Source organism: Clostridium algifaecis (genome assembly GCF_017874415.1).
In the GTDB taxonomy this organism is placed as follows: Bacteria; Bacillota; Clostridia; order Clostridiales; family Clostridiaceae; genus Clostridium_B; species Clostridium_B algifaecis.
In genome coordinates, this window is sequence record NZ_JAGGLM010000002.1 from 1 (window position 1) to 24,613 (window position 24,613).

Consider the following 24,613-nt stretch of genomic DNA (forward strand, 5'->3'; position numbering starts at 1 on the left):
TATTTTAGTTTTTGTTTGAAATTCTGGGGGGAATAATCAAAAAGCACCCTTCGGGATTAAGATAAATGGAGGCCTAAGGGTTTCCGAATATACTTATGAATATAAAGGAGTGCAGGACTGCTATGCAGCAAATCTTCTTTTTGGTGGACCTAAAACATGTGAATATGGATGTTTAGGTTTTGGCACATGTGTTAAGAACTGTCCTTTTGGTGCAATGACTATGGGAAGTAATGGAATACCTGTAATAGATACAGATTTATGTACAGGCTGTGGAACTTGCGAAAAAGCATGTCCAAAGAGTGTAATTTCACTTATTCCTTTAGGAGCCAAGGTTGAAGTAGTATGTAATTCTAAGGATAAAGGTGTTAAAGTACGTAAAGCCTGCACTGTAGGATGCCTTGGATGTGGACTGTGTGCTAGAAATTGTGATCATAATGCAATTAAGGTTGAGAATAATTTAGCAGTAGTTGATGCTCATATTTGTATAAATGAGTGTTCTGAAGAGAAATGTTTGACTAAATGTCCAACAGGTGCAATTAATGAAATTTTGTTAAAATTAAATGATCACGAAATAAGTAAACAAGAAGCTGCGGCAAATTAGTTGAGAGTTAATAATTAATAATTAAGAGTTAAAAAAATTCCTGGGAATCCTCCAGGAATTTTTTTTTGATGATTAATTTTTAATTATAGTATTTCTTTGAACATAGGTATTTTTTTTAGATGGTCAATTAAAAATTTTGTACATAATCCTATAAAGTATCCTGTAACTATAGATGAAATTAAAAGTATGGGCAGATAAACGTACACTCTCAAATCCTGAATTACAAAAGAAGCTACCAGTAATTGTCCTATATTATGAAATATTGCCCCGCATATGCTTACTGACCATAAACTTATTGAGTCCTTAAGAAGTTTATATAGCAAAATCATAACTATGTTGCTGAAAATTCCTCCAGCCAGGCTGAACATGAAAGCCGACATACTGCCTGAAAACATCGAACCAAGAAGAGTTCTGAGAAACATGATTATGAGAGCTTCTTTCCATCCTATCAGTATTAAAGCTGCTAGTGAGATCATATTGGCAAGTCCAAGTTTTATACCGGGGAATAAAATAGGAATCTGGGCTTCTAAAACATATATGACCAAAGCCATGGCTGTTAAAAAACTTACAAAAATCATTTTTTTTGTTTTATACATAGAAAGACCATCCCTATCTTGTAATATCGTCATATTTTGAATTTTTACCTTCTATCGAAACTATAAGTTTATGAGGAAGACAGACAGAACTTTGACCTGTTTCTGACAGCCAACCGGTTTTTACACATACTTTATCAGGACAATCTGCATCTATAATAGCAATTTTACCTTTTTCTACTTTTATTTTATTATAATGTATGCCATTATACTTTATAGTAAATTCCTGAGTTCCACTTACGTTATTTAAATCAATAGTTTTAATTATTTTGCCATTTTGTTTTATAGTTGCTATTTTATCAGAAGTATTTGAATGATTTTTATATGCAAATAATCCGACAGTGCTTATTATGACAAGTAGTACTATAATTATAGCAATAATTTTATCTGCTTTTTTCATATGTATCACCTTATATTAATTATTTGATATTCAAGTAAAATTTTACTACATGAAATCAAATAGGTCAATTTATGTAATTAATTTTTATATTTATAAAAATTATTCATTTAGAATGCCGACTTAGTAATATTTATATAGAAAATTAAAGAAATTTTTATATAAATATAGAATACTGGTAATATTATAATGTATAATAAAAATAAATATATTTTATTGTATATAATGGGGGCGATTTTATTTATGACAAAAGTTGAATTCATGCACGTATTGAATAGAAGAATTAAAAATCAATCAGAGAAAGTATTTGAGGGCATATCAAAGGGTAGAAAAAAGGCACTTGAAAATTGGTTTAGGGACAAGTGGATGCAGCTTGAGAATACCAGCAATATTATAAAAAATTTTGATGAAGATGATAAAAATTTATTGCACGAACTGGGAAAAAAATTAAATCAATATGAAGATTTTTGCGAATTTTTAATATTAGATGACAATGGAATAGTAATTCAATCTACTTGCAGTAAGCATAGTGGAATTGATATGAGCAATTTCCCTAATTATAAAAAGGGAATGAATGATGAAAAATTAATGTACGGTCCCTATGAAGATAAAAATACACTTGATATAGATTTATCCAAAAAGAGATTTGCAGATGAGGTAACCTTACTTTTTTCTATACCATATACTAATTCATGCGGAGATAGAAGGATATTTCTTGGAAGAGTACTTAATGATGATATGAGCAATGTAATTCAGGATGAAGATACACATATATATAAGGATTCAGGTGACAACTATCTGTTTATGATAAAGACAGATAGGGATATATTGCCGGGGACAGCTATATCAAGGAGCAGATTTGAGGATAATACTTTTACTAAAGGTGAAAATCTTAAGGACGGAGTAAGTACTTCTAAATGGGGAATTGTTAAGATAAAAAAACATACCGAGTTTGAAATAATATTTACTGATCCTGCAACCGGTGAGCTTCATCAGGGAGTAAGAAATACTATTAAAAATGGAGAAAATTTAGACAGTTGGCCAGGCTATCCAGATTACCGACATATATTAGTAGGAGGAAAGGGAACGACTATAAATCCACCATACAGTGATGAAACTTGGGGTATGATGTGTGAAGGAGATATTGCTGAAATATATAATTTTAAGAGTATAAATTTAAAAATACCGGTCATAGTATCAATTACTGCAGCTATAGTGACCTTATTAAACAGCCTTGTTTATTATTTTAAATCAGATATGGGAATTTTAAGTTCTATATTAGCATGGGCTATAATTACTTTTGTAAGTTATAATGCATGTAAAAAATTAATTGTAAAACCGCTTAATAGAACAGTAGATATACTTCATACACTGGCAGAAGGTGAAGGAGATCTTACAAAAAGGGTAGATAAACTTTCTTACGATGAAATTGGCGAGCTATCAAAGTGGTTTAACAAGTTTATAAACAACCAGATGTCAATGATAAAAAGAGTTGATGTTTCATCAAAGACATCTAAAAGTTCTATTGAAGTAGTTTCTAATTTGACAAACAATATAAAAGAAGGTATGAAAACAGTAGCTAAAACTGTTAGTGGGTTAGTGGATGTTTCGAAGAAGCAAAATGATGTATTTCAGGGAACAAAAGAACATTTCAATAACTTGTCGGCATCTATACAGGAAATGGGAACTTTAATTAATGAAGTAACGGATAGAGTTGAAGATACAAGTGATCGTGCATTTAAAGCAAATGAGTATTCTAATAATTTGCTTGATTCTATAAATGATTTGCAGAAAACCATGAAGTCAACGATTGAGATAATAACAACACTTCAGAATCATTCAAATTCAATAACAGAGGCAGTTACGACTATAAGCAGCATAAGCGGTCAGACTCAGCTTCTAGCGTTAAATGCAACTATAGAGGCAGCTAGAGCTGGTGAGGCAGGAAAAGGCTTTGGAGTAGTTGCAAGTGAGATATCAAAATTATCTGTTCAGACAGAAGAAGCAACTAAATCCATAGGCAATCTGGTTTTTAATATTCAAAGTGGAATTAAAAATACTTTTGATGAAATAAATAGAATTGATCTCAAGGTTGAAGATTCTACAGGAAATGTTAAAAATACCATAGGCTCTTTTAAATATATCGTAAATAACATAAAGGATGTAAATCAAAAGATGGAAACCATATTTCAAATAACTAATAAGGAGAGTCAAGATATAGACAATATGGTAGTTGGTATAAATAAATCTGCAGATGAAATAAGCAGAAGAACTGAAAAAGGAGCAAGTACAAGTGAAGAATCTTTAAATTTACTCGAAAATATTTTAGGTGAAACTGTAAGATTAAAGAGAATAACAGACAATCTTGAATATTCATCCGATAATCTACAGGAAATGGTTGGAGCTTTTCAGATTTCAAGTGGCAAATAAATAAAAATACTGGCATTAATTTTTACTGATGTATATTTTGATAAAAATATGGAGATTATACAATAAGAATATAATTTTAAACTTTAATTTATAATAAAGATTAAAAATAGGGAGTTTAATATGCTATTTAGATTGAACAGAACCAAAAAAATAACTGGAAATATTTTTGTTGTTAAAACTCTTATATCAAATTTTTTTATCTATTCTGATGGAAGAATTACTATATGTTTTAATTCAGGATTTATACCGTTAATTATTAATAGGGAACTTAGGAAGGTAAATGTAAAACCTGAGTCTATTTCGAACGTATTTTTAACTTCTCCAAAATTTCAACATATAGGTGGAATTAAAGTATTTAAAAATGCTAGAATATATATGTCAGATGATCTGTCTTCAAAGAGATCACAAAAATTATTGGAAGATCTTGATAAAAGAAATAATATGGAATATGAAAAAATTAAAGATGGTGATATAATTGATTTGGGAAGTATAAAGGTAAGATCTTTTGTAATTCCGGGACATTTACCGGGAAGTATGTCCTATATAGTCAATGATAGCTTTGTATTTATATAAATAGAATTAATGTAAAAGTATAATGTAAAATTTAAATTAAAAATACCGCGTAGGCAGATTTACGCGGTATTTTTATAAACATTTTAAAATTTGTGGTATAATTTTTCTAGTATAGTATATAAGGAGAAATATTAATGGATAGAACTATTTTAATGGTTGATGATGAGGATAGAATGAGATTGCTTATGGAGGCATATTTAAAAAAAGAGGGGCTAGGAGTTATTCTGGCTGAGAATGGAAAAGATGCTTTAGAAAAATTTGAAAAAAATAAAATCGATTTAGTAGTCCTGGACATAATGATGCCTATAATGGATGGATGGACTACATGTAGAAAATTAAGGGAAATTTCAGATGTACCTATAATAATGCTTACAGCAAGGGCGGAGGATGAAGATCAGCTGCTTGGATTTAAATTGGGAACAGATAGCTATGTGACCAAGCCTGTAAGTCCAAATATACTCGTGGCTAGAATAAAGGCCCTCCTGAAGAGAACCTATTCAGATGACAAACATAATAATAATTATGATGGACTTTGTATAAATGAAGAAGCTCATGAAGTGAAAATAGATGAACATGATATATACCTTTCTCCAAAAGAATTTGAGCTTTTATGTTATCTTATAAAAAATAAGGATATAGTTTTAACAAGAGAAAAAATTTTAGATGCTGTATGGGGATTGGATTACTATGGAGACTTAAGGACAGTTGATACTCACATAAAAAGGCTTAGAGAAAAATTAGGTGAAAGGGCATATTTAATATCTACTGTACGTGGATTGGGTTATAAATTTGGAATAAAAAATCAGCTGCAATAAATAAATCAATATATCTGAGGTAATAATAAAAATGAAAAATATAATACTGGAAAATAAACTTGTTCTAAAAATAAGGAAGAATATAACATGGAAATTATTTATAGTAACAGCAGTAGTTTTTACTGTATTCATAAGCAGTACATTGGTTTTTCAGTCTTTATTTTTTGGAAAATTTTACATAAACCAAAAAAAGAATTATTTGGAGAATAAAGTTCAAAAATTTCAACAAATTTATAATAAGACGAAAGATGACGATAAAATAACTGATCTTATGAGAAACTTTGAAGAAAATAATAACTCAAAGATCGTAATAATGGATGATAATGGGAAAATAAAATTTATAACCAACTATAATAGTAGGACTTATGATGCTATCAGAGTAAAAATAATAAATAATGTAATAATAGAATGGAGTATGAATTCTAACTTGTTGAATGAAATGAAAAAAGAAAACAAGCCAGTTACTGTTGTTACAGATATGACAATTAATGGAACAAAAAATATACTGAGTGCAGTTCCTGACAGAAAAAAGAAAGAAATTATATTTGCGATAACATCTCTTCAGCCAGTTGATGAAGCTTCTTTAGTTATAAAAGATTTCTATGTATATTTTTATATAGGGGCTATTGTTCTTATTATAATATTATCTTTAGTATATACCAATATGGTTTCAAAGCCATTAGTTAAAATTAATAGTACTGCAAAAAAAATGGCTTCACTCAATTTTTCAGAAAAATGTAATGTGGAGACAGAAGATGAAATTGGAAATCTAGCAAATACTCTTAATTTTCTATCCGACAATTTAGATAATGCACTTACTTCACTAAAAGAAGCCAACAAAAAGTTGGAATATGATATAGAAAGAGAAAGAAAAATTGAAAAGACAAGGAAGAGTTTTGTAAATGCAATTTCTCATGAACTTAAGACACCTATAAACCTTATAGGGGGTTATGCAGAAGGTCTTAAAGATGGAGTATTTGATTCCGATAAAAAAGATTATTACATTGACATAATAATAGATGAAAGCAAAAAAATGGCTGATTTAGTTACTGACATGTTAAATTTATCCCATCTTGAATCAGGAGTTTTTAAATTAAGTAAAGAGGAATTTTTTATAGATAAACTTATATATTCAGTAATAAAGCGTTTTGCGGTAATTATAGAAAATAAAAATATTAATTTAAAAACAAACATATTAAGTAATATTAAAGTTTATGCTGACTGGGATATGATTGAGCAGGTTATTAATAACTTTTTAACAAATGCTATCAGGTATACGGAAATTGGAGGAGATATAATATTTTCAACTAAAAAGATGAATGATAAAATAATAATATCTGTAGAAAATACAGGTAAATCAATACCAGAATATGAGATTAGCAAAATATGGAGTAATTTTTATAGAATAGATAAATCTAGAAATAGAAAATTTGGTGGCACAGGTTTAGGACTTGCAATAGTTAAAAATATTTTAACACTTCATAAATGTAAGTATGGTGTTAAGAATACAGAAAATGGAGTAAAGTTTTATTTTGAAATGAATATTATTTAGATGTAAAGTTTATGTTAACAATTTATTCATAAATTTGTCATGTAAGTGCCACTTTGATAATGTAATATTTATTCTAGCAATTATAAGTTTAGTTGGGTTAGGGAAGAGGAGAAAAAATGAAAGCAATAAAGGCAATGAAATTAATGAAAGAAAAAAAAATATTCCATTTTTTATTTAATCTCTTATTTAATAATTTAGATATTATTTTATTTTTCATTTTGATCTATATAAAATTATATGAATATTCAAAATCAATTTCACCAGATTATTTATATGTAATGGTGAAACTACCTATAATAGGATGCATACTCGTATTAATAGGGGTTTCATTAATACTTAAAGAAAAATCAAGAATTAGCTTTTTATATATTGCAGATATAGTAATAAGCTGTATACTTATTACTGATGTTATGTATTACAGGTATTTTAAGGATATAACTACACTGGCATCTGTAAAAAATGCTAAGCTGCTTGCAGGAGTATCAGATAGTGTAACGAGTTTATTTAGGTTTAAAGACTTATTTTATATATTGGATATAATTGCATTTATTCCATTTAAGAAAAACTATAAGAGAATAAAGCAAAATTATTTACCATTATCAAAAAGGTTACTTACTTTTGCAGTAGTATTTGCAATAGGTATAGGGCTTAATGCACAAACTTTATATACAGTGTCTAAAGAGCAGCCAACTCTTTTAAGCTCAATGAGTAATAGAATATACCTTACGAAGATGATAGGAAATATAGATTTCCATGTGGTAGATGCATATAATTTTGTGAGCACAAATATTAAAAATGCTAAAAAGCTGCCGCAAGATAAGCAGGATGAAATTAAGAAGTATCTACAAAATAATACTGAAAATAGTGGACAGGTAAAACTTCAAGGAAAATATTCTGGAAAGAATTTAATAGTAATACAGGTGGAGGCACTTCAACAATTTGTAATAAATAAGCAGGTTAATGGACAGGAAATAACTCCAAACTTAAATAGATGGATTAAGAAGAGTATGTATTTTGATAATTATTTTTATCAGGTTGCAGGAGGAACTACATCAGATGCAGAATTTATGTCAAATAATTCGCTGTATCCAGCACAATCAGGCGCAGCTTATTATACCTACAGTGGAAATACATACAATTCTCTAGCAAACGCTTTGAAAAGCAAGAATTATTATACAGCTGCACTTCATGGAAATTCAGAGGGTTTCTGGAATAGGAATGTAATGTATAAGGCCGAAGGGTTTGACGACTTTTATGGACAGCATAGCTTTAATATAAATGAGGAAATAGGACTTGGGCTTAGTGATAAGTCATTCTTAAATCAATCTATTGAAAAAATAAAGAATTTTAAACAACCATATTATTCTTTTTTAGTAACGTTGACAAGCCATTATCCATATGATGCAGTGAGCAAGTATGGAGATTTTGATACAGGTGAGTATGAAGGAACTTTTATGGGCAACTATCTTAAAGCTATACATTATACAGATGCACAGCTTGGTACATTCTTGGATAATCTTGAAAAAGAAGGTATAATGCAAAATTCAGTAATAGCTTTATATGGAGATCATTTTGCTATACCTAAAGATAAAATCAATGAATTGTATAAATTTGAAAATGTAAGCAATGCCAATGACTATAACTGGTTTACGTATCAAAAGGTTCCACTTATAATGCATTTTCCAGACAATTATAATTCAAATGTAGTGAACCATAGTTATACAGGTCAGATGGATTTATATCCTACACTTGCAAATCTCATGGGAATCAAAAATCAATATATGTTTGGTAAGGATATGTTAAATAGTACAAATCAGAATGTTGTATTTAGAAATGGTTCTTTTATAGACGGCAAGAATTTATACGTGTCATGGACCAATACCTACTATGACCTGGCTACTGGAAAAGTTGTAAATGAAACTGAAGAGTTGAAGAAAGAAAAAAATAAAGCCAATGAGGAACTTGAGTATTCTGATGATTTATTGAATCATAATCTATTGAAAAATTTTTTGAATGGCAACTAAAAGTCAGTTATAAAAAAGATACTATCAAATTAAAATTCCATTGATAGTATCTTTTATTTTATATGGATTTTTATTTATTATATGATTCCAGTGCTTTTTCTAAAATTATCATTGAATTTTCAATATCTTCAATGTTGGTACAATAGGAAAATCTAGCTTCATTTTTCCCGAGTCCCGGAGTTGCATAAAAACCTGAACCTGGAGCAAACATTAGAGTTTCTTTGTTATAAGAAAAATCTGTAAGAAGCCATTTGGCAAATTTGTCAGAATCATCTATAGGAAGCTTTGCGAGCATATAAAAAGCGCCCTTAGGCTTGCTGCATATAATTCCAGGTATATTGGATAGCTTGTTATACATTACATCTCTTCTTTTTTTATACTCCATTTTGACTTCTGTAATGTAACTGTTCATTGTATTTATTAAATTTGAAGCTGCAAATTGTTCTATTGTGGAAACGCATAATCTTGATTGACATAATTTTAATATTTGATGCATAAGATCTTTATTTTTTGAAGCAACAAGACCTATTCTGGCACCACAGGCACTATAATGTTTTGATATACTATCTATAAGAATAACCCTGTCAAGTATATTAGTTAAGTGCATACACGAATTATAAGGAATATTGTCAAAAATAAATTGCCTGTATACTTCGTCTGATATGATGAACAAATCATGCTTCATTGCTATGTCTCCAAGCATTTTAAGTTCATCATAAGAATAAACTGTTCCTGTAGGATTACATGGATTTGATATAAGTATACATTTTGTTCTATCTGTGATTTTTTCTTCTATTTCTGACTTATCTGGAAGATGAAAATCATTTTCTATCTTTGTTTGAACAGGAACTATTCTTGCCCCTGATATTTTTGCAAAACTGCTGTAATTTGAATAGAAAGGTTCAGGGCACAGTACTTCATCTCCAGGATCACAGGTGGCCATAATTGCAAATTGGATTGCTTCACTTCCACCATGAGTTATCATTAATTCATTTTTATCAAAATATATATTTGAATCTGATAACGATTGTATAAAACTTTCTATCAATACATCTATACCCTGTGAATCAGAATATTTGACTATTTTTTCATTATAGTTTGTTACACCCTGAAAAAATGTATCAGGTGTTTTAACATCAGGTTGACCTATATTTAAGTGATATACTTTTATACCATTATTTTGTGCCTCTTTTGCATATGGAGTAAGTTTCCTTATAGGTGAAAAATCCATACCTAAAATTCTATTTGAAAAATTCAATTTTTACCCTCCTAGTTTTAAAGCTTTTATATGTTAAATTAATTGTGCCATAAATTCATGAATAAAAAAAGAACCACCATTGATATATTTTAAGGTGGTATTGGTCTAAAAATTAATAAATTATTAATACTTTATTATAAGTTATTGTATACCATTTTATTTAAAATTGTGTTATGATTAATTCATAATTTAATACAGGGAGGTTTTGAATATGAATTTTGCAAGTAAAGATTTATCTATAATATGGAAAGCAGGAATTGCTGTAATTGCAATTTTTATATTTATAAAAGTTCTGCCTTTAGCTGTAATGGCAGGAGTTATAATTTTTATTGCTTTAAAGTGTATAAACTATTTCAAGGGCAGGAAAAAGGTTAATAAAAGAAAAAAATATGAACAGCCATATAAAGAAAGTTACCATGATTTTTCAGGTAAAAAGGTTATAGATGTAGATTATGATGAAGTGTCTAAGTAAATGGAATTACATAAAAAGGATGCAGAGAGTATTTTAATTTCTGCATCCTTTTTAAAATTTAACTATGAATTTTTACATCTAATAAATCCAGAATAAACATAAATAATGGAATTCCAATCAAGAGACCCCACATACCCATCAAATGTTCAGAAACTATCAATACTACAAAGGTAAAGAATATTGGTATTTTTACTTTTGAAGACATAAGCTTTGGGTTTAATATGTAACTTTCTATACAATGTATTACAGCAACCATGATAAGTACATATAAGACTTTAGTCAAACCACCTATGTTGAAAGCTACCAGGCATAGAGGAATTAGAGATATTATAACTCCTGCAACAGGTATAAGGCTGAGTACAAATATCATGAAACCCAGAGTTAAAAGCTGAGGGAAACCAAGTATAGACAAAGTTATTACCGATAAAACAGTATTTACGCAGGCTATTAAGAGCTGTGCTTGAATTACCTTACCAAAAGAATTAAGAAAATTTTTGCCAAAGAATACAAGATAATTATATATGCTGGATACCTTGCTGTATTTAAATTTTCTTATAAACTTAAATATATCTTTTTTTTCAAGCATAAAAAATAAACTTAACATAATTGATATAAATATATTTATACTCCATTTTCCTACATCAGAGGCGAGCTCCAGTGATACTGTAAATCCTGATTTTATATAACTTTTTATATCTATCTGGCTTAAAGCACTTGATAAATATTTTTGAACTATATCTGAATTGGAACCCTGAGAAGATTGAAATCCAGAAAAATAATCTATAAGAGATTTTGTTTGAATTACGAGTTTAGGAATATATTTTACAATCACGAATACTATAAATGAAAATAATAATATATACAGTATTATAGTCACAATGTTTTCTTTAGTATGTGTTACAGTTTTAAATCTACTTAAAATTAACCCATGAAGACTGTTCATTATGTATGAAAATAAAAAAGTCAATAAGAATAGATCAAATATGGATTGAAATTTATAAAAAAATACTATAATCGCTGTAAATAATAAAACTCTTTTTGTAGAATCCTTGGAAAAAAAGTTTATGAAAAAATTCATAAGTAGCCCCTTTCGATTTTTAATTGTGTATTTATATAAATAATAACACTTATAAAGATATTATAATAAGTAAATTGTAAAGATTTCAAGAGAAAAAGAAAAATAGTTATAAAATATTAAACTATTGACTATTATACATATATACTGTACTATATATATAACACAGTAATTCAATTTTTTAAAAAACAAATTGATATATATTTTAAATTACAACAAATGGAGGTGTATTTATGAGTGTAGAATTTGACCAAAACGTACCAATTTATATACAAATAATGAATATAATAAAAAGAAGAATAATATCCAGCAAAATAATGCCAGGTGATAAGCTTCCGTCTATAAGGGAAATGTCTGTAAAACTTAAAGTAAATCCTAACACAATACAAAGGACTTATCAGGAACTGGAGAGAGAAGGAATAACTTATACTCAAAGGGGAACTGGAAATTTTGTCAAGGAGGATATAAAAATGGTAAAAAAATTGAAAGATCAAATGGCGGAACAGATCATAACAAACTTTATAGGCGGAATGAAAAGTTTGGGCTTTTCAAATTCTCAAATAATTGAAATAATTCAACGAAAAGTAGACAATGTAAATGTAAAAGAGGAGGGGGAAATATAGATGGACATATTGCTAAAAAGTTCAAATCTTAAAAAGACATATTTTAAGAAAAAAGCTCTAAACGGGATTGATCTGGAAATAAAGAAAGGAAAGATAACGGGACTTTTGGGACCTAATGGAAGTGGCAAGACTACATTTTTAAAAATTGCTGCAGGTATATTAAAGCAGACATCTGGAGAGATACTTATAGATGGAAATAAACCTGGAGTTATCACAAAAGGGGAAGTATCTTATCTCCCTGACAAGGATTATTTGTTCAAGTGGATGAAAATAAAAAATGCACTGGATTTTTTCAATGATATGTATAAGGATTTTGACTATGAGAAATCTTTAAAACTTCTTGAATTTATGGATTTAGATATAAATAGCAAGGTAAAAACACTTTCAAAAGGAATGAGTGAAAAATTATATTTGACATTAGTACTTTCAAGAAATGCAAAATTGTATATACTGGATGAACCTTTGGGAGGAGTAGATCCAACTACAAGGGAAAAAATACTTGATGTTATACTTGATAATTACAGTGAAGATAGTTCTATACTTATTACTACACATTTAGTAAGTGATATAGAAAGATTATTCAATGATGTAGCATTTATATCGGATGGTAAAATAATTCTGTCAGGTGATGCAGAAGAGCTGAGAATGGAAAAAGGAATGTCCATAGATGAGCTATACAGGGAGGTATTTAAGTAATGTTTAAATTGGTAAAATATGATCTTATGTCATATTATAAAGATTTTTTGATAATGGTTTGTTCTGTACTGCTTTTGAATCTTGCACTGTGTACACGAATAGGGGTATGGAAAAGTGATGCTATATTTAGTGTGAGTCTTTTGATAAGTTTTGCAGCATCAGTTGTAACTATTATATGGAATTTAAAAGTATTCAGTAGGGATATATATGAAGACAGCGGATATCTTCTTTTTACATTACCTAAAAGCGGATATTCAATACTTGCCAGCAAAATTATAACTTCCATTCTTCAATGTCTTATAGTAGCTGTTACTATGATTATTATAACGTTTTTGTGGGTTGAATTGTTGAAAGTTACATCAGGATTTGTACTTAATACTAGAGAAGTATTTAATTTTGTTATCAAAAATACCAGTATTAGTTTTTTAATATTTATAATTTTGGGGAGCTTGGTAAGCTATATATTATTTTTACTTACAGTTTATCTGGCAATAACTTTAAGTAAAGTAGCAATTAAGAATAGAAAGCTTGGTAAATTTGGAAGTTTTGTTATATTTGTAATATTAGTCATTATTCAAAGCAAACTGGCAGATAGTTTAGCAAACATTTTTCCACAAAGCTTTGTGTTACATGCAAGTTCCGGAAGAAATGCTATTGAGTATGCAAATTCTATAGTTAATATAAATATAGCAGTAGTAATTTTAGCAATAGCCTTTATGGCAGGTATGTTTTACGCAGCGTCTTATTTAATAGAAAACAAATTGGATTTATAATTTATAATATTGACCCATCCTTTTATTTTTTAAGGATGGGATTTTAATTTAAATTATATAATGTAGCCATGTTGATATATAATTCAAAAATGCTTATAATAATGTTTATATAACGGTGTTTTAATAAAAGACAACTTGCGGTTTCAAGGAGGAATAATTTTGGAAAAGATAGCTTTGCTAACTGATTCTACATGTGATTTACCAGATGATATTATAAAAGAATACAATATAAATGTAATGCATTACAGAATAATATATAAAGATAGGGAATATAAAGACAGAATAAATATAACTCCAGAATATGTTTATGAAAATTTAGATAAAGAAATACCAACATCCTCCATGCCAGCAGTGGATGAAATGGAAAATACATTTAATTCACTTGAAGATCAAGGATATACGCATGCTATAGTTGTGACATTATCAAGTGGTCTTACGGGATTTTATAATGGGGTGAAGCTTGTAGCTGAAAATCATCCTAAAATATCAACTTATATATTTGATTCCAAATCCATATCAATAGGAGAAGGAATAATAGTTATGGAATGTGGAAAGCTTATAAAGAGAGGTATGGCTTTTAGGGATATAGTAAAAAAAATACCGGATATAAAAAGTAGAGTTAATTTATTTTTTATAGTAGGAACTCTGGAATATTTAAAAAAAGGTGGAAGAATAGGAAAAGTAGCAGGTACTATAGGAGAACTTTTAAATATAAAACCTATTGTAGCAATAGATAACGACGATGGTAAGTATTATACATATGATAAGGTAAGGGGAAGAAAAAAATCTCTTAGCAGAATGATAGAGATAGCCAATAAAATTTTTGACCAAAAAAAGTGCCAGTTATATATGGTTCATGGTTACTGTCTTGAAGATACCAAGAAAATGTTTGATGAGTTAAAAAGACATAAAAATGTAACTATATCTAAATTTTGTGGTTCGATAAGTCCAGTGGCAGGAGTACACAGTGGCCCTGGTCTCGTTGGGCTTGTAATCTTTGAGGAAAATGATTAATTTAAAAAATATATTATAATACATAGAATAATAGTAATCCTGTGAAAATTAGGTTTAAATAAATAGGATTACTATTATTTTAATTTAGAGTTAATTATATTTATTTGGAATCTTCATTTTTGTATTCTTTGTACTTTTTGAAAGAATATAAAGTAGGTTTTTTTATTATATATAATCCGTATACTATAGTTAAAACTGCTGCACCATAAGATATTATGTTTACTATAACAGGAGAAAACAAATTTCTAGTTAAATTATCTTCGAAAAGCAATTTGAAAGATGTATGGGCGAGTATGGCAGCACCTATGTATGTTACTATAGGATATTTTTTCATGAGATTTGCTACAAACTGACTTCCAAAGAATATAATTGGTATATTTAGAATTAATCCAAATATTATCAACAGGTCATTTCCATCTGCAAGACTTGCTATTGCAAGTACATTGTCCAGACTCATAGTAGCATCTGCTGCGACTATGCTGATTACTGCTCCCATAAATTTATTTGAAGTATGTATGTTTATATCATCTTCTTTTGATTCTGGCTTTATAAAATCAAAAGTGATTTTTATCAATATAATACCACCTATAAGCCTTATTGGAAGCCAATCTATCATTAAAATGTAAGTTACAAGACATGCAAATATAATTCTTAATAGTACAGCAGCAAATACTCCTATCAAAGATGCAGATCTGGCATATTTTTCGGGTAACTTTCTGGTTGCCAGTGCAATAACTCCTATATTGTCACCACTTAATACTACATCTAAGAGGGTTATTTGAAGAGCTTGTATTATGAAAGCGGTCAAGTTTTCCATATATTTATCTCCTTTCCATATATAATTTGATTTTCTTAAAAGACATATATTATTTTATCATAAATTTATTAAAATATAAAGTATATTATCTTATAATACAGTTATTTATTATATTATATATGGTTTTTAACACCAGATTAATTAACATATCTACACTATATTTATAGTAAAAAAAATTAAAAAGTACTAAAATTTATTTTTGATGCATTGGAATTTGTATCCTTCTAATTTTATATGATATGTTCATTCCATTTATAACTCTTTATAGTATGCATTAGTGCTATTTGAGTAAATAATCAAAAACACAATTTTTTTTCTTTTATCAGTATAGAGTTTATAGCAAAAATCATCAATCAAAAATATGTATACGGGATATGCTATAGCACTTTTAAATATAGAGCAAATGTGATGCTAGAATAAAAATAATACAAGTGAAATTGAGAAAGTTCCTGACAAGTATTAGAATAAATATAAAAGATGGAGGAACTTAATCATGAGAAAACAACATGACAAACAGTTTAAAGAAGATGCTGTAAAATATTATATGGATCATAAAGAACTTGGAGTAAGAGGTTGTGCTAAAAACCTTGATATAGGTGGTAGCACCATGTCAAAGTGGATTAGAGACTCTAAAAGCGAAAATGGTATTCAGGTTCGTGGTTCAGGTAATTACTCTAGTGATGAACAAAAGGAGATTGCACAATTAAAACGTAAACTTCGTGATACAAATGATGCTCTTGATGTATTAAAAAAAGCTATAAGCATTCTGAAAAAGTGACAGAAACAATCTATCTTGAAGTCCAAAATAAATGTGAAGACATCAAGGAGAAGCGCCGGGTTTCTGTCAGTGGAATGCTTCATATATTAGGCGTTTCACGTTCAGGTTACAATTCATGGCTGTATCGATTACCCTCAAATCAGCAGAAGAGGAAAAAGATTGTAGAGGAAAAAATATCAGAACGCACTGTTGGAAAATATATGAAATAGCTTGGAATTAAAGCCCAATATATAAAACCTTATATTATTACTACAAAGAATTCTGATTTCAGCAGTGAACTTGAAAATATCTTAAATGAGCAATTTAATGCATCTGAGCCAAACGCAGTCAATATGTGTCAAAAGAATATAGAAAAGCTGCTTCAAAAATGATACTTAGTTATCCCAAGAAAGCCTTTCCTTGGGATAATGCATGTATAGAATCTTTCCACGCAATTATTAAATGTGAATGGATAAACCGTTTTAGAATTAGAAATTACCGCCATGCTTATATTCTTGTATTTGAATATATTGAAACATTTTATAATACTACAAGAATTCATAGTCATTGCAACTATATGTCACCAAATCAATTTGAAAAGCATATAAAAAATCTCAAAGAATTAGTATGCTAACAGCAAGTTAAAATATGGAACTTACTTAGAATTTTCTCATTTTAATTTGTACTTTTTCTTGACATAGTACCAATTTGCTTTAACCATATCAGCATTTAATATTTCTGCTAGTTTTTTCCCTATCCTTTCAGTATTACCATGATGTATGGATTCATAAATTATTAAAGTTTTCAAGATTATCTCTCCCGATACAGATTAATGTTTATACAATTAATATTGCTATGATGCAGAAATTCACAAGTGTCAACTAAATTATACCATTAATTTCAAGACAATATAATATTTTGCTTACCTTTAAGGTTTAAAGGAATGAAAAGCCTATAAATTTAGAACTCATGGATTTTTCTAAAGTTAGAGTAGACAATTTTGAAGCTGTATTTAAAAATAAAAAAATATATCTAAAAGTAACAGAGTAAACAAGGCAGCTTTTTTTAAAGTCTGCCTTGTTTACTCTATTTTTCCAATCATCATCATTATTGTTGCACTAACAATTGAGATTACAGCAGTGTTTAAAAATTTGTTTGGGATGAAATAACAGGCTATACTTAATAATAGGGTAACTATTATAGAAAGATGCTTGAGCTTTAATCTTCGTTCTTGGCTTTTTATTCTTTTGTTGATATTATCTACAGGAGAAAAAATACAAATAAGTACAAGAGAAGCAACTGTTAGTATTATTAAGAGGTTCTTAGCAATTGATATGTATTTACCTAATATAATTATTATTCCAAATATAATAAAACTAATAAAAAAACATCCCCAGTAAGTTTTTGCATGATATCCGCCTGAAAATAACCTTATAGGACAAAAAAACATAAGAGCAACCAGATAATATTTTTGAAGAGAGAACAGCCAAAATATAAAAAAATATGGAACAAACTTTGTAATTTCATCAAAAGTACAGACTAATCCATATTCCATTTTTTTTAATTCTAAATTTGAAAATTGAGGATTGGATTCAGAAATTTTTTTTACCAAACAGGTTATAAATTTATTCATATATTCATCTCCTCCGTTTCAAATTTAATCAAGAATTTAGTTATCTCTGATTTACTTTCTAGAGTTATGTACCCATTGTTTTGGTTAATTAATTGTTTAGTAATATATAGACCAAATCCATGGTCATCTGATTCTTTAGTTTTTGTAGAAAATCCCTTATTAAAAATTTTCTCCTGAATATTCTCAGGAATCATGTCTCCATTATTAGATATTTCAATATAAAAGTTTTTATCTTTAATAAAAGTATTAATAGATATTTTTTTATTTTCAATGTTAGATTTAAGTTTAAATGCTTCAAATGCATTATCTACAAGATTACTGATAATACTTATTAATTCATTTTCTTTAATTTTAATTGAGCTAAATGGTTCATCAATTGTGATATTAAAATCTATATTATTTTTCACAGCATAATTATTTTTTATAGATAATAATCCATCTAAATATTCATTTCCAGTATTAAAAAATTTAAATGCTGAATGTATGTCATCTGAAATTCCAGTTACATAATTTTTTATTCTTTCAACAGTATTTGGCTTATTTAACAGACACAAACCCCATATAACATTAACATGATTGGCAAAGTCATGCTTTTCCTGCCTGATTATGCTGATTATTTCCTGCATATTTTTAATTTGATTTCCTTGAATTTTATAACCAGATTCTATATTTTTAATTCTTCCCCATTCTCTTAATTCTTTAAATTCTATTATTAAAAGTATAAAATATAAAATAAAAATAAGTATATTAAATACCTCAGTATTTTTTATATTAAAAATACCGTAATTGACACTAAATATAAAAAGACTTAATATTCCAGCTTGAATTATCAAATTAGAAAAAAGAGTACTTTCTTGTTGAAATAATTTAAATTTAGCAAAATATTTACTAAATTTAAAAAGCAGTAATACAATAAGTATCTGTAACATTTTAGAAGCTATTAAAAAAGTTAGCAAGTATCTTAGATCTAAAAAAATTTGATTTAAATCTATATTAAATAAGAACATTTCAATGGTTTGAGTAGAATATTCTGTAACAGAAAGCATTATAATAAAGAAAGAAAATATAATTGCTGAAGTAAATATTTTTATTCTTGTAATATACGCTAATAATAAAATATCAAATACTGATATAAATAACGAATGATATGCATTAGGCAGATTAAATGTGCTCCAGTAAGTTACAAAAACAAATATTATGCAAAACAAAATTGATCTCAATTTGTTTTGCACTATAAATTTTTTTTCGTTGTACAATGCTTCAAAAATCCCTAAAAAAAGAAGAGATTCAATACAATCCAATATGATTTCTCTTAGAGCATTCATATATTGTCTCCTTTATCTCCAAATTCTTCACAAAGACTATAACAAGTACACATAGTTTAAATCTTTTTATAACACTTTTCTTCTATAGTCTCTGTGAAAAATATTCTAGTTTTATTACTTTAAAAGCTCATCAGGACATTTTGGCTGATATCCACCTAGTGTTGATGTTGGTACTATGACCAATGCTGCTAAAAGTAGGGATAAAGAACCTACCATTTTCATAGCTTTCTTTAGTAAATAATTCTTAGAAATTTTCATTTTGACAACCTCCTATAAAATTATATTTTTTTGTAATTAAATACTTTGTAATTAATTACATTATTTTATATATTCTATAATAGTTTGTTTTTTCCTGCACAATATGTAAAAAAATTAATTATAATTGAAAATATATTTTATTATAAAATTAGACTTTATTCTTTGGTGATTTGTAATAAAATACAATTAGCTTGTCCAATTGAACGCTTGTTTTTAATATTTCTTCTCTTGTATATTCATTTGAATCTAACATTTTATTTAATTTATCTCTTAATTCTTCTATAGTTTCATTCATATACATACACATATCCTTAATTTATTGATATTTTTTTACTAATTTTTATATTGTATAACATAAAAGTAAATTATTCAAATATTAATCTGTATGTTTTTAGATCAATAACTGTAATTTTGAAGAGAATCTAATAAATGATTTTTTAATATATTACTTTTATTTCATATTTAAAATTTTAACCCATAATAATAGCCAAATTCTAACCCGAATTATAACCAAATAATAAGTCTAATTTGTATTTTTAAAACTGAATTATACTTTAAATATACTTATTAGAAAGGAGTTGAGACTATGACAAGACAAAACAGAGGTAGTATGGGAAGTTTTTATACGTCTTCAAATGAAGATTTTATGTATGATTATAAGAATATGCTCATGAAAGGAAATCTTTATAAAAATGAGGAATCTGCACTATATGATATAGCCAGAGTGGTAAATCTTTTAATATATTTATCACTTGATAGACATACAGGGAAAAGGCATATAAAACAGGTATCTGAAGTAATATTTAAACCGGAAAATTACCAAAAACCTTATGAATTTACAGAGGAACATGAAATAAAATTGAACAAATTATATAAAAAAATGGGGATTTAAACCTTGCCTCCACCCTTTGATCTAAAGGGTGGAGATTAATTTTACGTAATATTTTTTTATTATTTAATTAAACAAATTGGAATTTATCGCTTTAGTTAAATACTATTACGTTTTAAAAAAGATTATGTAACAACAGTATACCTATTCTCTGACAGTACACCTTGCAGTAATTTCTTGTATTTCATATTACCTTAATGATGAAAAAGACGAATTCCTGTAAATGTCATAGCTATATCATATTTGTCACATACTTCCACTACATTATCATCTCTTATAGAGCCACCTGCTTGAGCTATATAAGAAACTCCACTTTTTTTAGCACGTTCTATGTTATCACCAAATGGGAAAAATGCATCTGAACCTAAAGCTACACCTGTTAATTTCTCTAACCATTCGTTCATTTCTCCTTTGGTTAATGGATATGGTTTTTCAGTAAAAATATCTTCCCATTGACCATCGGATAATATATCCATATAATCATCTGAAATATAAACATCTATAGCGTTATCTCTATCAGTTCGTTTCATTTCTTCTTTAAAAGGAAGATTCATAACTTTAGGATTTTGTCTTAAAAACCATACATCAGCTTTATTTCCAGCTAATCTAGTACAATGAACTCTAGATTGTTGTCCTGCACCGATTCCAATTGCTTGCCCATCCTTCACATAGCATACAGAATTTGATTGTGTATATTTTAATGTAATTAAAGATATAATTAAATCTCTTTTAGCACTATCAGGTATTGTTTTATTTTTTGTTGGTATATTATTAAATATATCTTTTGTTATTTTAACATCGTTACGTTTTTGTTCAAATGTTACTCCATAAACCTGTTTTGTCTCTATTTCTTCTGGGATATAGCTTATATCCATTTGTATTACTAAATAATTACCTTTTCTTTTATTTTTCAATATTTCTAAAGCTGCTTCGCAATAAGATGGTGCAATTATTCCATCTGAAACTTCATGTGATAAAAATTCTGCTGTTTGCTCATCACATTCATCAGATAAAGCTACAAAATCACCATAAGATGACATTCTATCTGCACCTCTTGCTCTTATATATGCAGTAGCAATGTCAGATAAATCTACATCTTCAACAAAATACATCTTTTTTAATGTTTCAGTTAATGGAACAGCTACAGCTGCCCCAGCAGGGCTAACATGTTTAAAAGAAGCTGCAGCTGCTAGTCCAGTAGCTTCTTTTAGTTCTTTTACAAGTTGCCAACTGTTAAATGCATCTAATAAGTTAATATACCCTGGGTTTCCATTCAGAACTTTTATAGGTAGTTCATCATTCTTCATAAAAATTCTAGCTGGTTTTTGATTTGAATTACATCCATACTTTAATTTTAATTCTTTCATTTAACATTTACACTCCTTACTTAAGCAATAAAAAAAGAACCCACTATCTGGACTCTTTTGCCCAGACGGTCGGCTCATTCTTGTTATACTTCATGTGGTTTATTCCACTTCCGTCAGTTGTATAACCTATATGTATAAAATATCATTGCTATATACATTTGTCAAATTACCATTTTTCTACTAAGTATATAAATATTCATCAATTCACAGTTATATGGTATTTACTATATCATATTAAATTCCGCTATTTACATAATACACCATATTATTCAATTTTTAAAGAATGATTTTGCTTCATTGATAAAATAGAAGTGGTCCAGTCAGCCAAATCTATAATTAAAGGAGGTTTGCCATGAATGATAATTAGGTTTATATTGACATTAAAACAATTAGATAGTATGCTAAAAAAGTAACTATTAAATAGTGCAGCCCAACAACAGTTAGTTTTAATTGATTGTTGTATTTTTTTGTTAGATATAAAAATATTTTATGCATTAATATTTTACAAACTAAAGGGGGAAATGGTTTTGAACTGGTTTAATAATTTAAAGATAAAGAAAAAACAGATCATGGGCTTTTTATTTATAGCCATGTTTATAGTAATAGTGGGTATCGTTGGCATTGTTAATATGGAAAGAATAGATTCAGGCTCTAATATGTTATATAATAACAATTTACAGACTATAAAAAATCTTGATGAATTCAATGCCAATTCAATGATTTTAAGATTGGATTTAATAAATTTAGTTGAAAGTAGAGATAGTAATGGCGTTCAAGATACATTAAATAAGATGAATGATCTTAGAGATAAGAACACAAAGATATTAAATACATATAAACAGGAAAATTTAAATTCTGACCAGAGGGCTTTAGCAGATAATTTAAGTAGTCAACTTATTAGCTGGAGAAAGATATGTGATAATATTGTTGATCTAATGAAGAATAGTAAATATGATGATGCTATGGTTTTGAATAAAAAGGCTGCTTCTTACAGAAACAAATTAACTGAAACTACTCAAAAGTTAATAAAAATAGAGTCTGGAAATGCTGATAGGAACAACGAAAACAATTATAATACATATAAAAGTTCTATGTATATAATAATTTTAATTATTATTATAGGAGCAATTGCAGCTATGCTTCTAGGAAATAAAATTGCATCAGTTATTTCAAAAGAAGTTAATAAAATTTTATTTTATGCAAATGCTTTAAGCAAAGGTGATTTAACAAAATCTATAGAAGTTTCTAGCAGAGATGAAATTGGCATGATAGCTCAAGAACTTAACAAAGCTAATGAAAATATAAAAAAGTTAATTTTAGAAATTATTCATGATACGGAGGAAATAAGTGCTTCAAGTGAAGAATTATCAGCTACAACCCAGGAAATTTCATCTATGATGTTATCTGTAAAAGAATCTACAGAACAGATAGCTAATGGTTCCCAAAACTTAAGTAGTGTTTCAGAAGAAATCAGTGCATCATCCGAAGAGATAAAAGCAAGTACAAATGAACTTTCTGGTAAAGCTGACAAATCAACAAAGTCTTCTTCTGAAATAAAAAATCGTGCTGTGAATGTAAAAAATAAGGCATCTAAAAGTATGAAACAAAGTGATGAGATATATGAAGAAAAGAGAAATAATATTATAAAAGCTATTGAAGACGGAAAGATTGTATCTGAAGTTAAAATTATGGCAGCATCTATTGGAGATATAGCAGAACAGACTAACCTTTTAGCATTAAATGCAGCTATTGAGGCTGCAAGAGCAGGCGAAGATGGAAAAGGATTTTCAGTAGTTTCAGATGAAGTTAAGAAACTAGCTGAACAATCATCTGCAGCAGTTGAAAATATTAATAAAATGGTTCTTAAAGTAGAAAATGCTTTTAAGAATATGTCTGAAAGCAGTAAGCAGATTCTTGATTATATAGTATCAAGTGTAAAACCTGATTATCAATTTATGATGGAAGTTGGAATTCAATATGAAAAAGATGCTGAATTTGTAAATAGTATTTCTAGAGAAATTGATGATTCGTCAAATCATATGAGTGAATTGATATCACAGATAAATAATGCAATTCAAAGTGCTGCATCTACAGCTGAAGAAGGAGCTTCAAACTCAGAGGAAATACTTGGCGGGGTTGAAGAAGTTACTAAGGCATCACAAGATGTGTCAACTTCTTCACAAAGTCAGTCAGAACTTGCTGAAAGGCTTGTGGATATGGTTAATAAATTTAAAATATAGAGATATATAGATTGAATGAATAAGTTATTGAAAAGACACGCATATATTTTTGTAGGTGTCTTTTTTTCTACACTTTTAGTGAAAATTGTGCTAAAATATTTCTAAATAAAATTATTGTGGAGTTGTTCTAAATGAGTTTGAAAGTTATGGAAAACATAGAAAATAAATTGGAAGTAAAAAAACCTAAGTTATATAAAGTTGTTATTTATAACGATGATTATACTACAATGGATTTTGTAGTTGAAATTTTAATGAAAATATTTAGAAAAGAAGAATTGGAAGCAACTAAGATAATGTATGATGTACATAGAAAAGGTATTGGAGTTGCAGGAGTGTATCCTTATGATATAGCCGCAACAAAGATGATTCAGGCAACAGGCATGGCAAAAAATAGTGGCTTTCCACTAAAATTTAGCATGGAAGAGGAATAA

The 24,613-nt window shown here is 28.1% G+C and carries 27 protein-coding genes and 1 riboswitch; of the genes, 16 read left to right on the top strand and 11 right to left on the bottom strand.

All coding sequences use genetic code 11. From position 1 onward, the window contains the following. The first annotated feature begins 109 nt into the window (after positions 1-109). Positions 110-601 carry a 4Fe-4S binding protein gene (locus tag J2Z42_RS02625; RefSeq protein ID WP_439897307.1) on the top strand — a complete coding sequence of 164 codons (492 nt, stop codon included), beginning with the start codon at positions 110-112 and terminating at the stop codon, positions 599-601. 83 nt (positions 602-684) lie between these two features. On the opposite strand, the gene J2Z42_RS02630 is transcribed toward J2Z42_RS02625, so the two are convergent. Together J2Z42_RS02630 and J2Z42_RS02635 are read right to left on the bottom strand one after the other, a co-directional pair. Continuing rightward, positions 685-1,197: a Gx transporter family protein gene (locus J2Z42_RS02630; protein WP_209700827.1), complete on the bottom strand. Its 513-nt coding sequence runs from the start codon at positions 1,195-1,197 to the stop codon at positions 685-687. A gap of 13 nt (positions 1,198-1,210) precedes the next feature. After that, positions 1,211-1,594 (bottom strand): NusG domain II-containing protein, encoded by a 384-nt coding sequence (locus J2Z42_RS02635; protein WP_209700828.1) that lies wholly within the window; start codon positions 1,592-1,594, stop codon positions 1,211-1,213. 240 nt (positions 1,595-1,834) lie between these two features. On the opposite strand from J2Z42_RS02635, the gene J2Z42_RS02640 reads away from it, so the two are divergent. The 5 genes from J2Z42_RS02640 (at position 1,835) to J2Z42_RS02660 (ending at position 8,985) form a co-directional block, all read left to right on the top strand. Next, a complete protein-coding gene (locus tag J2Z42_RS02640; protein ID WP_209700829.1) occupies positions 1,835-4,021 on the top strand; it encodes a methyl-accepting chemotaxis protein in 2,187 nt (728 codons plus the stop codon). 120 nt (positions 4,022-4,141) lie between these two features. Continuing rightward, positions 4,142-4,594, top strand: a complete 453-nt coding sequence (locus J2Z42_RS02645; protein WP_209700830.1) for an MBL fold metallo-hydrolase — start codon at positions 4,142-4,144, stop codon at positions 4,592-4,594. 134 nt (positions 4,595-4,728) lie between these two features. Further along, positions 4,729-5,409, top strand: a complete 681-nt coding sequence (locus J2Z42_RS02650; protein ID WP_209700831.1) for a response regulator transcription factor — start codon at positions 4,729-4,731, stop codon at positions 5,407-5,409. A gap of 31 nt (positions 5,410-5,440) precedes the next feature. Then, complete coding sequence (locus J2Z42_RS02655; RefSeq protein WP_245331459.1) at positions 5,441-6,961, top strand: HAMP domain-containing sensor histidine kinase; 1,521 nt, start codon at positions 5,441-5,443, stop codon at positions 6,959-6,961. Positions 6,962-7,104: 143 nt separating this feature from the next. Beyond that, positions 7,105-8,985, top strand: a complete 1,881-nt coding sequence (locus J2Z42_RS02660; RefSeq protein ID WP_209701038.1) for an LTA synthase family protein — start codon at positions 7,105-7,107, stop codon at positions 8,983-8,985. A 70-nt stretch (positions 8,986-9,055) separates the two neighbouring features. On the opposite strand, the gene J2Z42_RS02665 is transcribed toward J2Z42_RS02660, so the two are convergent. After that, positions 9,056-10,243 (bottom strand): pyridoxal phosphate-dependent aminotransferase, encoded by a 1,188-nt coding sequence (locus J2Z42_RS02665; protein ID WP_209700832.1) that lies wholly within the window; start codon positions 10,241-10,243, stop codon positions 9,056-9,058. Positions 10,244-10,454: 211 nt separating this feature from the next. Here J2Z42_RS02665 and J2Z42_RS02670 point away from each other — a divergent pair, with 211 nt between their 5' ends. Further along, positions 10,455-10,715 (top strand): hypothetical protein, encoded by a 261-nt coding sequence (locus J2Z42_RS02670; protein ID WP_209700833.1) that lies wholly within the window; start codon positions 10,455-10,457, stop codon positions 10,713-10,715. A gap of 58 nt (positions 10,716-10,773) precedes the next feature. On the opposite strand, the gene J2Z42_RS02675 is transcribed toward J2Z42_RS02670, so the two are convergent. Then, positions 10,774-11,793: an AI-2E family transporter gene (locus J2Z42_RS02675; RefSeq protein ID WP_209700834.1), complete on the bottom strand. Its 1,020-nt coding sequence runs from the start codon at positions 11,791-11,793 to the stop codon at positions 10,774-10,776. Between the two features lie 230 nt (positions 11,794-12,023). On the opposite strand from J2Z42_RS02675, the gene J2Z42_RS02680 reads away from it, so the two are divergent. The 4 genes from J2Z42_RS02680 (at position 12,024) to J2Z42_RS02695 (ending at position 14,896) form a co-directional block, all read left to right on the top strand. Then, positions 12,024-12,413 (top strand): GntR family transcriptional regulator, encoded by a 390-nt coding sequence (locus J2Z42_RS02680; RefSeq protein ID WP_209700835.1) that lies wholly within the window; start codon positions 12,024-12,026, stop codon positions 12,411-12,413. After that, positions 12,414-13,109, top strand: a complete 696-nt coding sequence (locus J2Z42_RS02685; protein ID WP_209700836.1) for an ABC transporter ATP-binding protein — start codon at positions 12,414-12,416, stop codon at positions 13,107-13,109. It abuts the gene before it with no gap. Next, the gene (locus J2Z42_RS02690) at positions 13,109-13,882 is read left to right on the top strand and encodes a hypothetical protein (protein WP_209700837.1); all 774 of its coding nucleotides are present in this window, start codon (positions 13,109-13,111) and stop codon (positions 13,880-13,882) included. Before J2Z42_RS02685 ends, J2Z42_RS02690 begins: the two co-directional genes overlap by 1 nt. 159 nt (positions 13,883-14,041) lie before the next feature. Continuing rightward, positions 14,042-14,896: a DegV family protein gene (locus J2Z42_RS02695; RefSeq protein WP_209700838.1), complete on the top strand. Its 855-nt coding sequence runs from the start codon at positions 14,042-14,044 to the stop codon at positions 14,894-14,896. Between the two features lie 100 nt (positions 14,897-14,996). Here J2Z42_RS02695 and J2Z42_RS02700 read toward each other — a convergent pair whose 3' ends face one another. Next, positions 14,997-15,713, bottom strand: a complete 717-nt coding sequence (locus J2Z42_RS02700; RefSeq protein ID WP_209700839.1) for a TerC family protein — start codon at positions 15,711-15,713, stop codon at positions 14,997-14,999. A gap of 493 nt (positions 15,714-16,206) precedes the next feature. Here J2Z42_RS02700 and J2Z42_RS02705 point away from each other — a divergent pair, with 493 nt between their 5' ends. Both J2Z42_RS02705 and J2Z42_RS14375 read left to right on the top strand, forming a co-directional pair. Further along, the gene (locus tag J2Z42_RS02705; RefSeq protein WP_209700840.1) at positions 16,207-16,491 is read left to right on the top strand and encodes a transposase; all 285 of its coding nucleotides are present in this window, start codon (positions 16,207-16,209) and stop codon (positions 16,489-16,491) included. 334 nt (positions 16,492-16,825) lie between these two features. Next, on the top strand, positions 16,826-17,104 hold the full coding sequence (locus J2Z42_RS14375) for an integrase core domain-containing protein (protein ID WP_342589988.1): 279 nt from the start codon (positions 16,826-16,828) through the stop codon (positions 17,102-17,104). A gap of 36 nt (positions 17,105-17,140) precedes the next feature. On the opposite strand, the gene J2Z42_RS02715 is transcribed toward J2Z42_RS14375, so the two are convergent. The 5 genes from J2Z42_RS02715 to J2Z42_RS02735 all read right to left on the bottom strand — a co-directional run bounded on the left by J2Z42_RS02715 (position 17,141) and on the right by J2Z42_RS02735 (position 19,981). Then, the gene (locus tag J2Z42_RS02715; RefSeq protein ID WP_209700841.1) at positions 17,141-17,278 is read right to left on the bottom strand and encodes an NADPH-dependent FMN reductase family protein; all 138 of its coding nucleotides are present in this window, start codon (positions 17,276-17,278) and stop codon (positions 17,141-17,143) included. 273 nt (positions 17,279-17,551) lie between these two features. Continuing rightward, on the bottom strand, positions 17,552-18,103 hold the full coding sequence (locus tag J2Z42_RS02720) for an accessory gene regulator B family protein (protein WP_209700842.1): 552 nt from the start codon (positions 18,101-18,103) through the stop codon (positions 17,552-17,554). Continuing rightward, positions 18,100-19,428 carry a sensor histidine kinase gene (locus tag J2Z42_RS02725; RefSeq protein WP_209700843.1) on the bottom strand — a complete coding sequence of 443 codons (1,329 nt, stop codon included), beginning with the start codon at positions 19,426-19,428 and terminating at the stop codon, positions 18,100-18,102. The genes J2Z42_RS02720 and J2Z42_RS02725 overlap by 4 nt, the downstream gene beginning before the upstream one ends. Before the next feature lie 114 nt (positions 19,429-19,542). Continuing rightward, on the bottom strand, positions 19,543-19,686 hold the full coding sequence (locus J2Z42_RS02730; RefSeq protein WP_209700844.1) for an AgrD family cyclic lactone autoinducer peptide: 144 nt from the start codon (positions 19,684-19,686) through the stop codon (positions 19,543-19,545). 148 nt (positions 19,687-19,834) lie between these two features. Beyond that, positions 19,835-19,981 (bottom strand): aspartyl-phosphate phosphatase Spo0E family protein, encoded by a 147-nt coding sequence (locus J2Z42_RS02735; RefSeq protein WP_209700845.1) that lies wholly within the window; start codon positions 19,979-19,981, stop codon positions 19,835-19,837. A gap of 291 nt (positions 19,982-20,272) precedes the next feature. Here J2Z42_RS02735 and J2Z42_RS02740 point away from each other — a divergent pair, with 291 nt between their 5' ends. Then, a complete protein-coding gene (locus J2Z42_RS02740) occupies positions 20,273-20,578 on the top strand; it encodes a hypothetical protein (protein WP_209700846.1) in 306 nt (101 codons plus the stop codon). Positions 20,579-20,769: 191 nt separating this feature from the next. Here the strand turns inward: J2Z42_RS02740 and J2Z42_RS02745 are convergent, their stop codons facing one another. After that, positions 20,770-21,942 carry a phosphoribosylaminoimidazolecarboxamide formyltransferase gene (locus J2Z42_RS02745; protein ID WP_209700847.1) on the bottom strand — a complete coding sequence of 391 codons (1,173 nt, stop codon included), beginning with the start codon at positions 21,940-21,942 and terminating at the stop codon, positions 20,770-20,772. 52 nt (positions 21,943-21,994) lie between these two features. Next, positions 21,995-22,073: riboswitch (ZMP/ZTP riboswitch) on the bottom strand. A gap of 390 nt (positions 22,074-22,463) precedes the next feature. Between J2Z42_RS02745 and J2Z42_RS02750 the strand changes: the two genes are divergently transcribed. Together J2Z42_RS02750 and J2Z42_RS02755 are read left to right on the top strand one after the other, a co-directional pair. After that, positions 22,464-24,182 (top strand): methyl-accepting chemotaxis protein, encoded by a 1,719-nt coding sequence (locus tag J2Z42_RS02750; protein WP_342589989.1) that lies wholly within the window; start codon positions 22,464-22,466, stop codon positions 24,180-24,182. Between the two features lie 131 nt (positions 24,183-24,313). After that, positions 24,314-24,613: an ATP-dependent Clp protease adaptor ClpS gene (locus tag J2Z42_RS02755; RefSeq protein ID WP_209700849.1), complete on the top strand. Its 300-nt coding sequence runs from the start codon at positions 24,314-24,316 to the stop codon at positions 24,611-24,613.

Coding starts and splice junctions, on each gene's coding strand:
- J2Z42_RS02630 (WP_209700827.1), bottom strand. CDS start 1,197: ATGTATAAAACAAAAAAAATGATTTTTGTAAGTTTTTTAACAGCCATG.
- J2Z42_RS02635 (WP_209700828.1), bottom strand. CDS start 1,594: ATGAAAAAAGCAGATAAAATTATTGCTATAATTATAGTACTACTTGTC.
- J2Z42_RS02640 (WP_209700829.1), top strand. CDS start 1,835: ATGACAAAAGTTGAATTCATGCACGTATTGAATAGAAGAATTAAAAAT.
- J2Z42_RS02645 (WP_209700830.1), top strand. CDS start 4,142: ATGCTATTTAGATTGAACAGAACCAAAAAAATAACTGGAAATATTTTT.
- J2Z42_RS02650 (WP_209700831.1), top strand. CDS start 4,729: ATGGATAGAACTATTTTAATGGTTGATGATGAGGATAGAATGAGATTG.
- J2Z42_RS02655 (WP_245331459.1), top strand. CDS start 5,441: ATGAAAAATATAATACTGGAAAATAAACTTGTTCTAAAAATAAGGAAG.
- J2Z42_RS02660 (WP_209701038.1), top strand. CDS start 7,105: ATGAAAGAAAAAAAAATATTCCATTTTTTATTTAATCTCTTATTTAAT.
- J2Z42_RS02670 (WP_209700833.1), top strand. CDS start 10,455: ATGAATTTTGCAAGTAAAGATTTATCTATAATATGGAAAGCAGGAATT.
- J2Z42_RS02675 (WP_209700834.1), bottom strand. CDS start 11,793: ATGAATTTTTTCATAAACTTTTTTTCCAAGGATTCTACAAAAAGAGTT.
- J2Z42_RS02680 (WP_209700835.1), top strand. CDS start 12,024: ATGAGTGTAGAATTTGACCAAAACGTACCAATTTATATACAAATAATG.
- J2Z42_RS02685 (WP_209700836.1), top strand. CDS start 12,414: ATGGACATATTGCTAAAAAGTTCAAATCTTAAAAAGACATATTTTAAG.
- J2Z42_RS02690 (WP_209700837.1), top strand. CDS start 13,109: ATGTTTAAATTGGTAAAATATGATCTTATGTCATATTATAAAGATTTT.
- J2Z42_RS02700 (WP_209700839.1), bottom strand. CDS start 15,713: ATGGAAAACTTGACCGCTTTCATAATACAAGCTCTTCAAATAACCCTC.
- J2Z42_RS02705 (WP_209700840.1), top strand. CDS start 16,207: ATGAGAAAACAACATGACAAACAGTTTAAAGAAGATGCTGTAAAATAT.
- J2Z42_RS02720 (WP_209700842.1), bottom strand. CDS start 18,103: ATGAATAAATTTATAACCTGTTTGGTAAAAAAAATTTCTGAATCCAAT.
- J2Z42_RS02725 (WP_209700843.1), bottom strand. CDS start 19,428: ATGAATGCTCTAAGAGAAATCATATTGGATTGTATTGAATCTCTTCTT.
- J2Z42_RS02730 (WP_209700844.1), bottom strand. CDS start 19,686: ATGAAAATTTCTAAGAATTATTTACTAAAGAAAGCTATGAAAATGGTA.
- J2Z42_RS02735 (WP_209700845.1), bottom strand. CDS start 19,981: ATGAATGAAACTATAGAAGAATTAAGAGATAAATTAAATAAAATGTTA.
- J2Z42_RS02740 (WP_209700846.1), top strand. CDS start 20,273: ATGACAAGACAAAACAGAGGTAGTATGGGAAGTTTTTATACGTCTTCA.
- J2Z42_RS02745 (WP_209700847.1), bottom strand. CDS start 21,942: ATGAAAGAATTAAAATTAAAGTATGGATGTAATTCAAATCAAAAACCA.
- J2Z42_RS02750 (WP_342589989.1), top strand. CDS start 22,464: ATGGTTTTGAACTGGTTTAATAATTTAAAGATAAAGAAAAAACAGATC.
- J2Z42_RS02755 (WP_209700849.1), top strand. CDS start 24,314: ATGAGTTTGAAAGTTATGGAAAACATAGAAAATAAATTGGAAGTAAAA.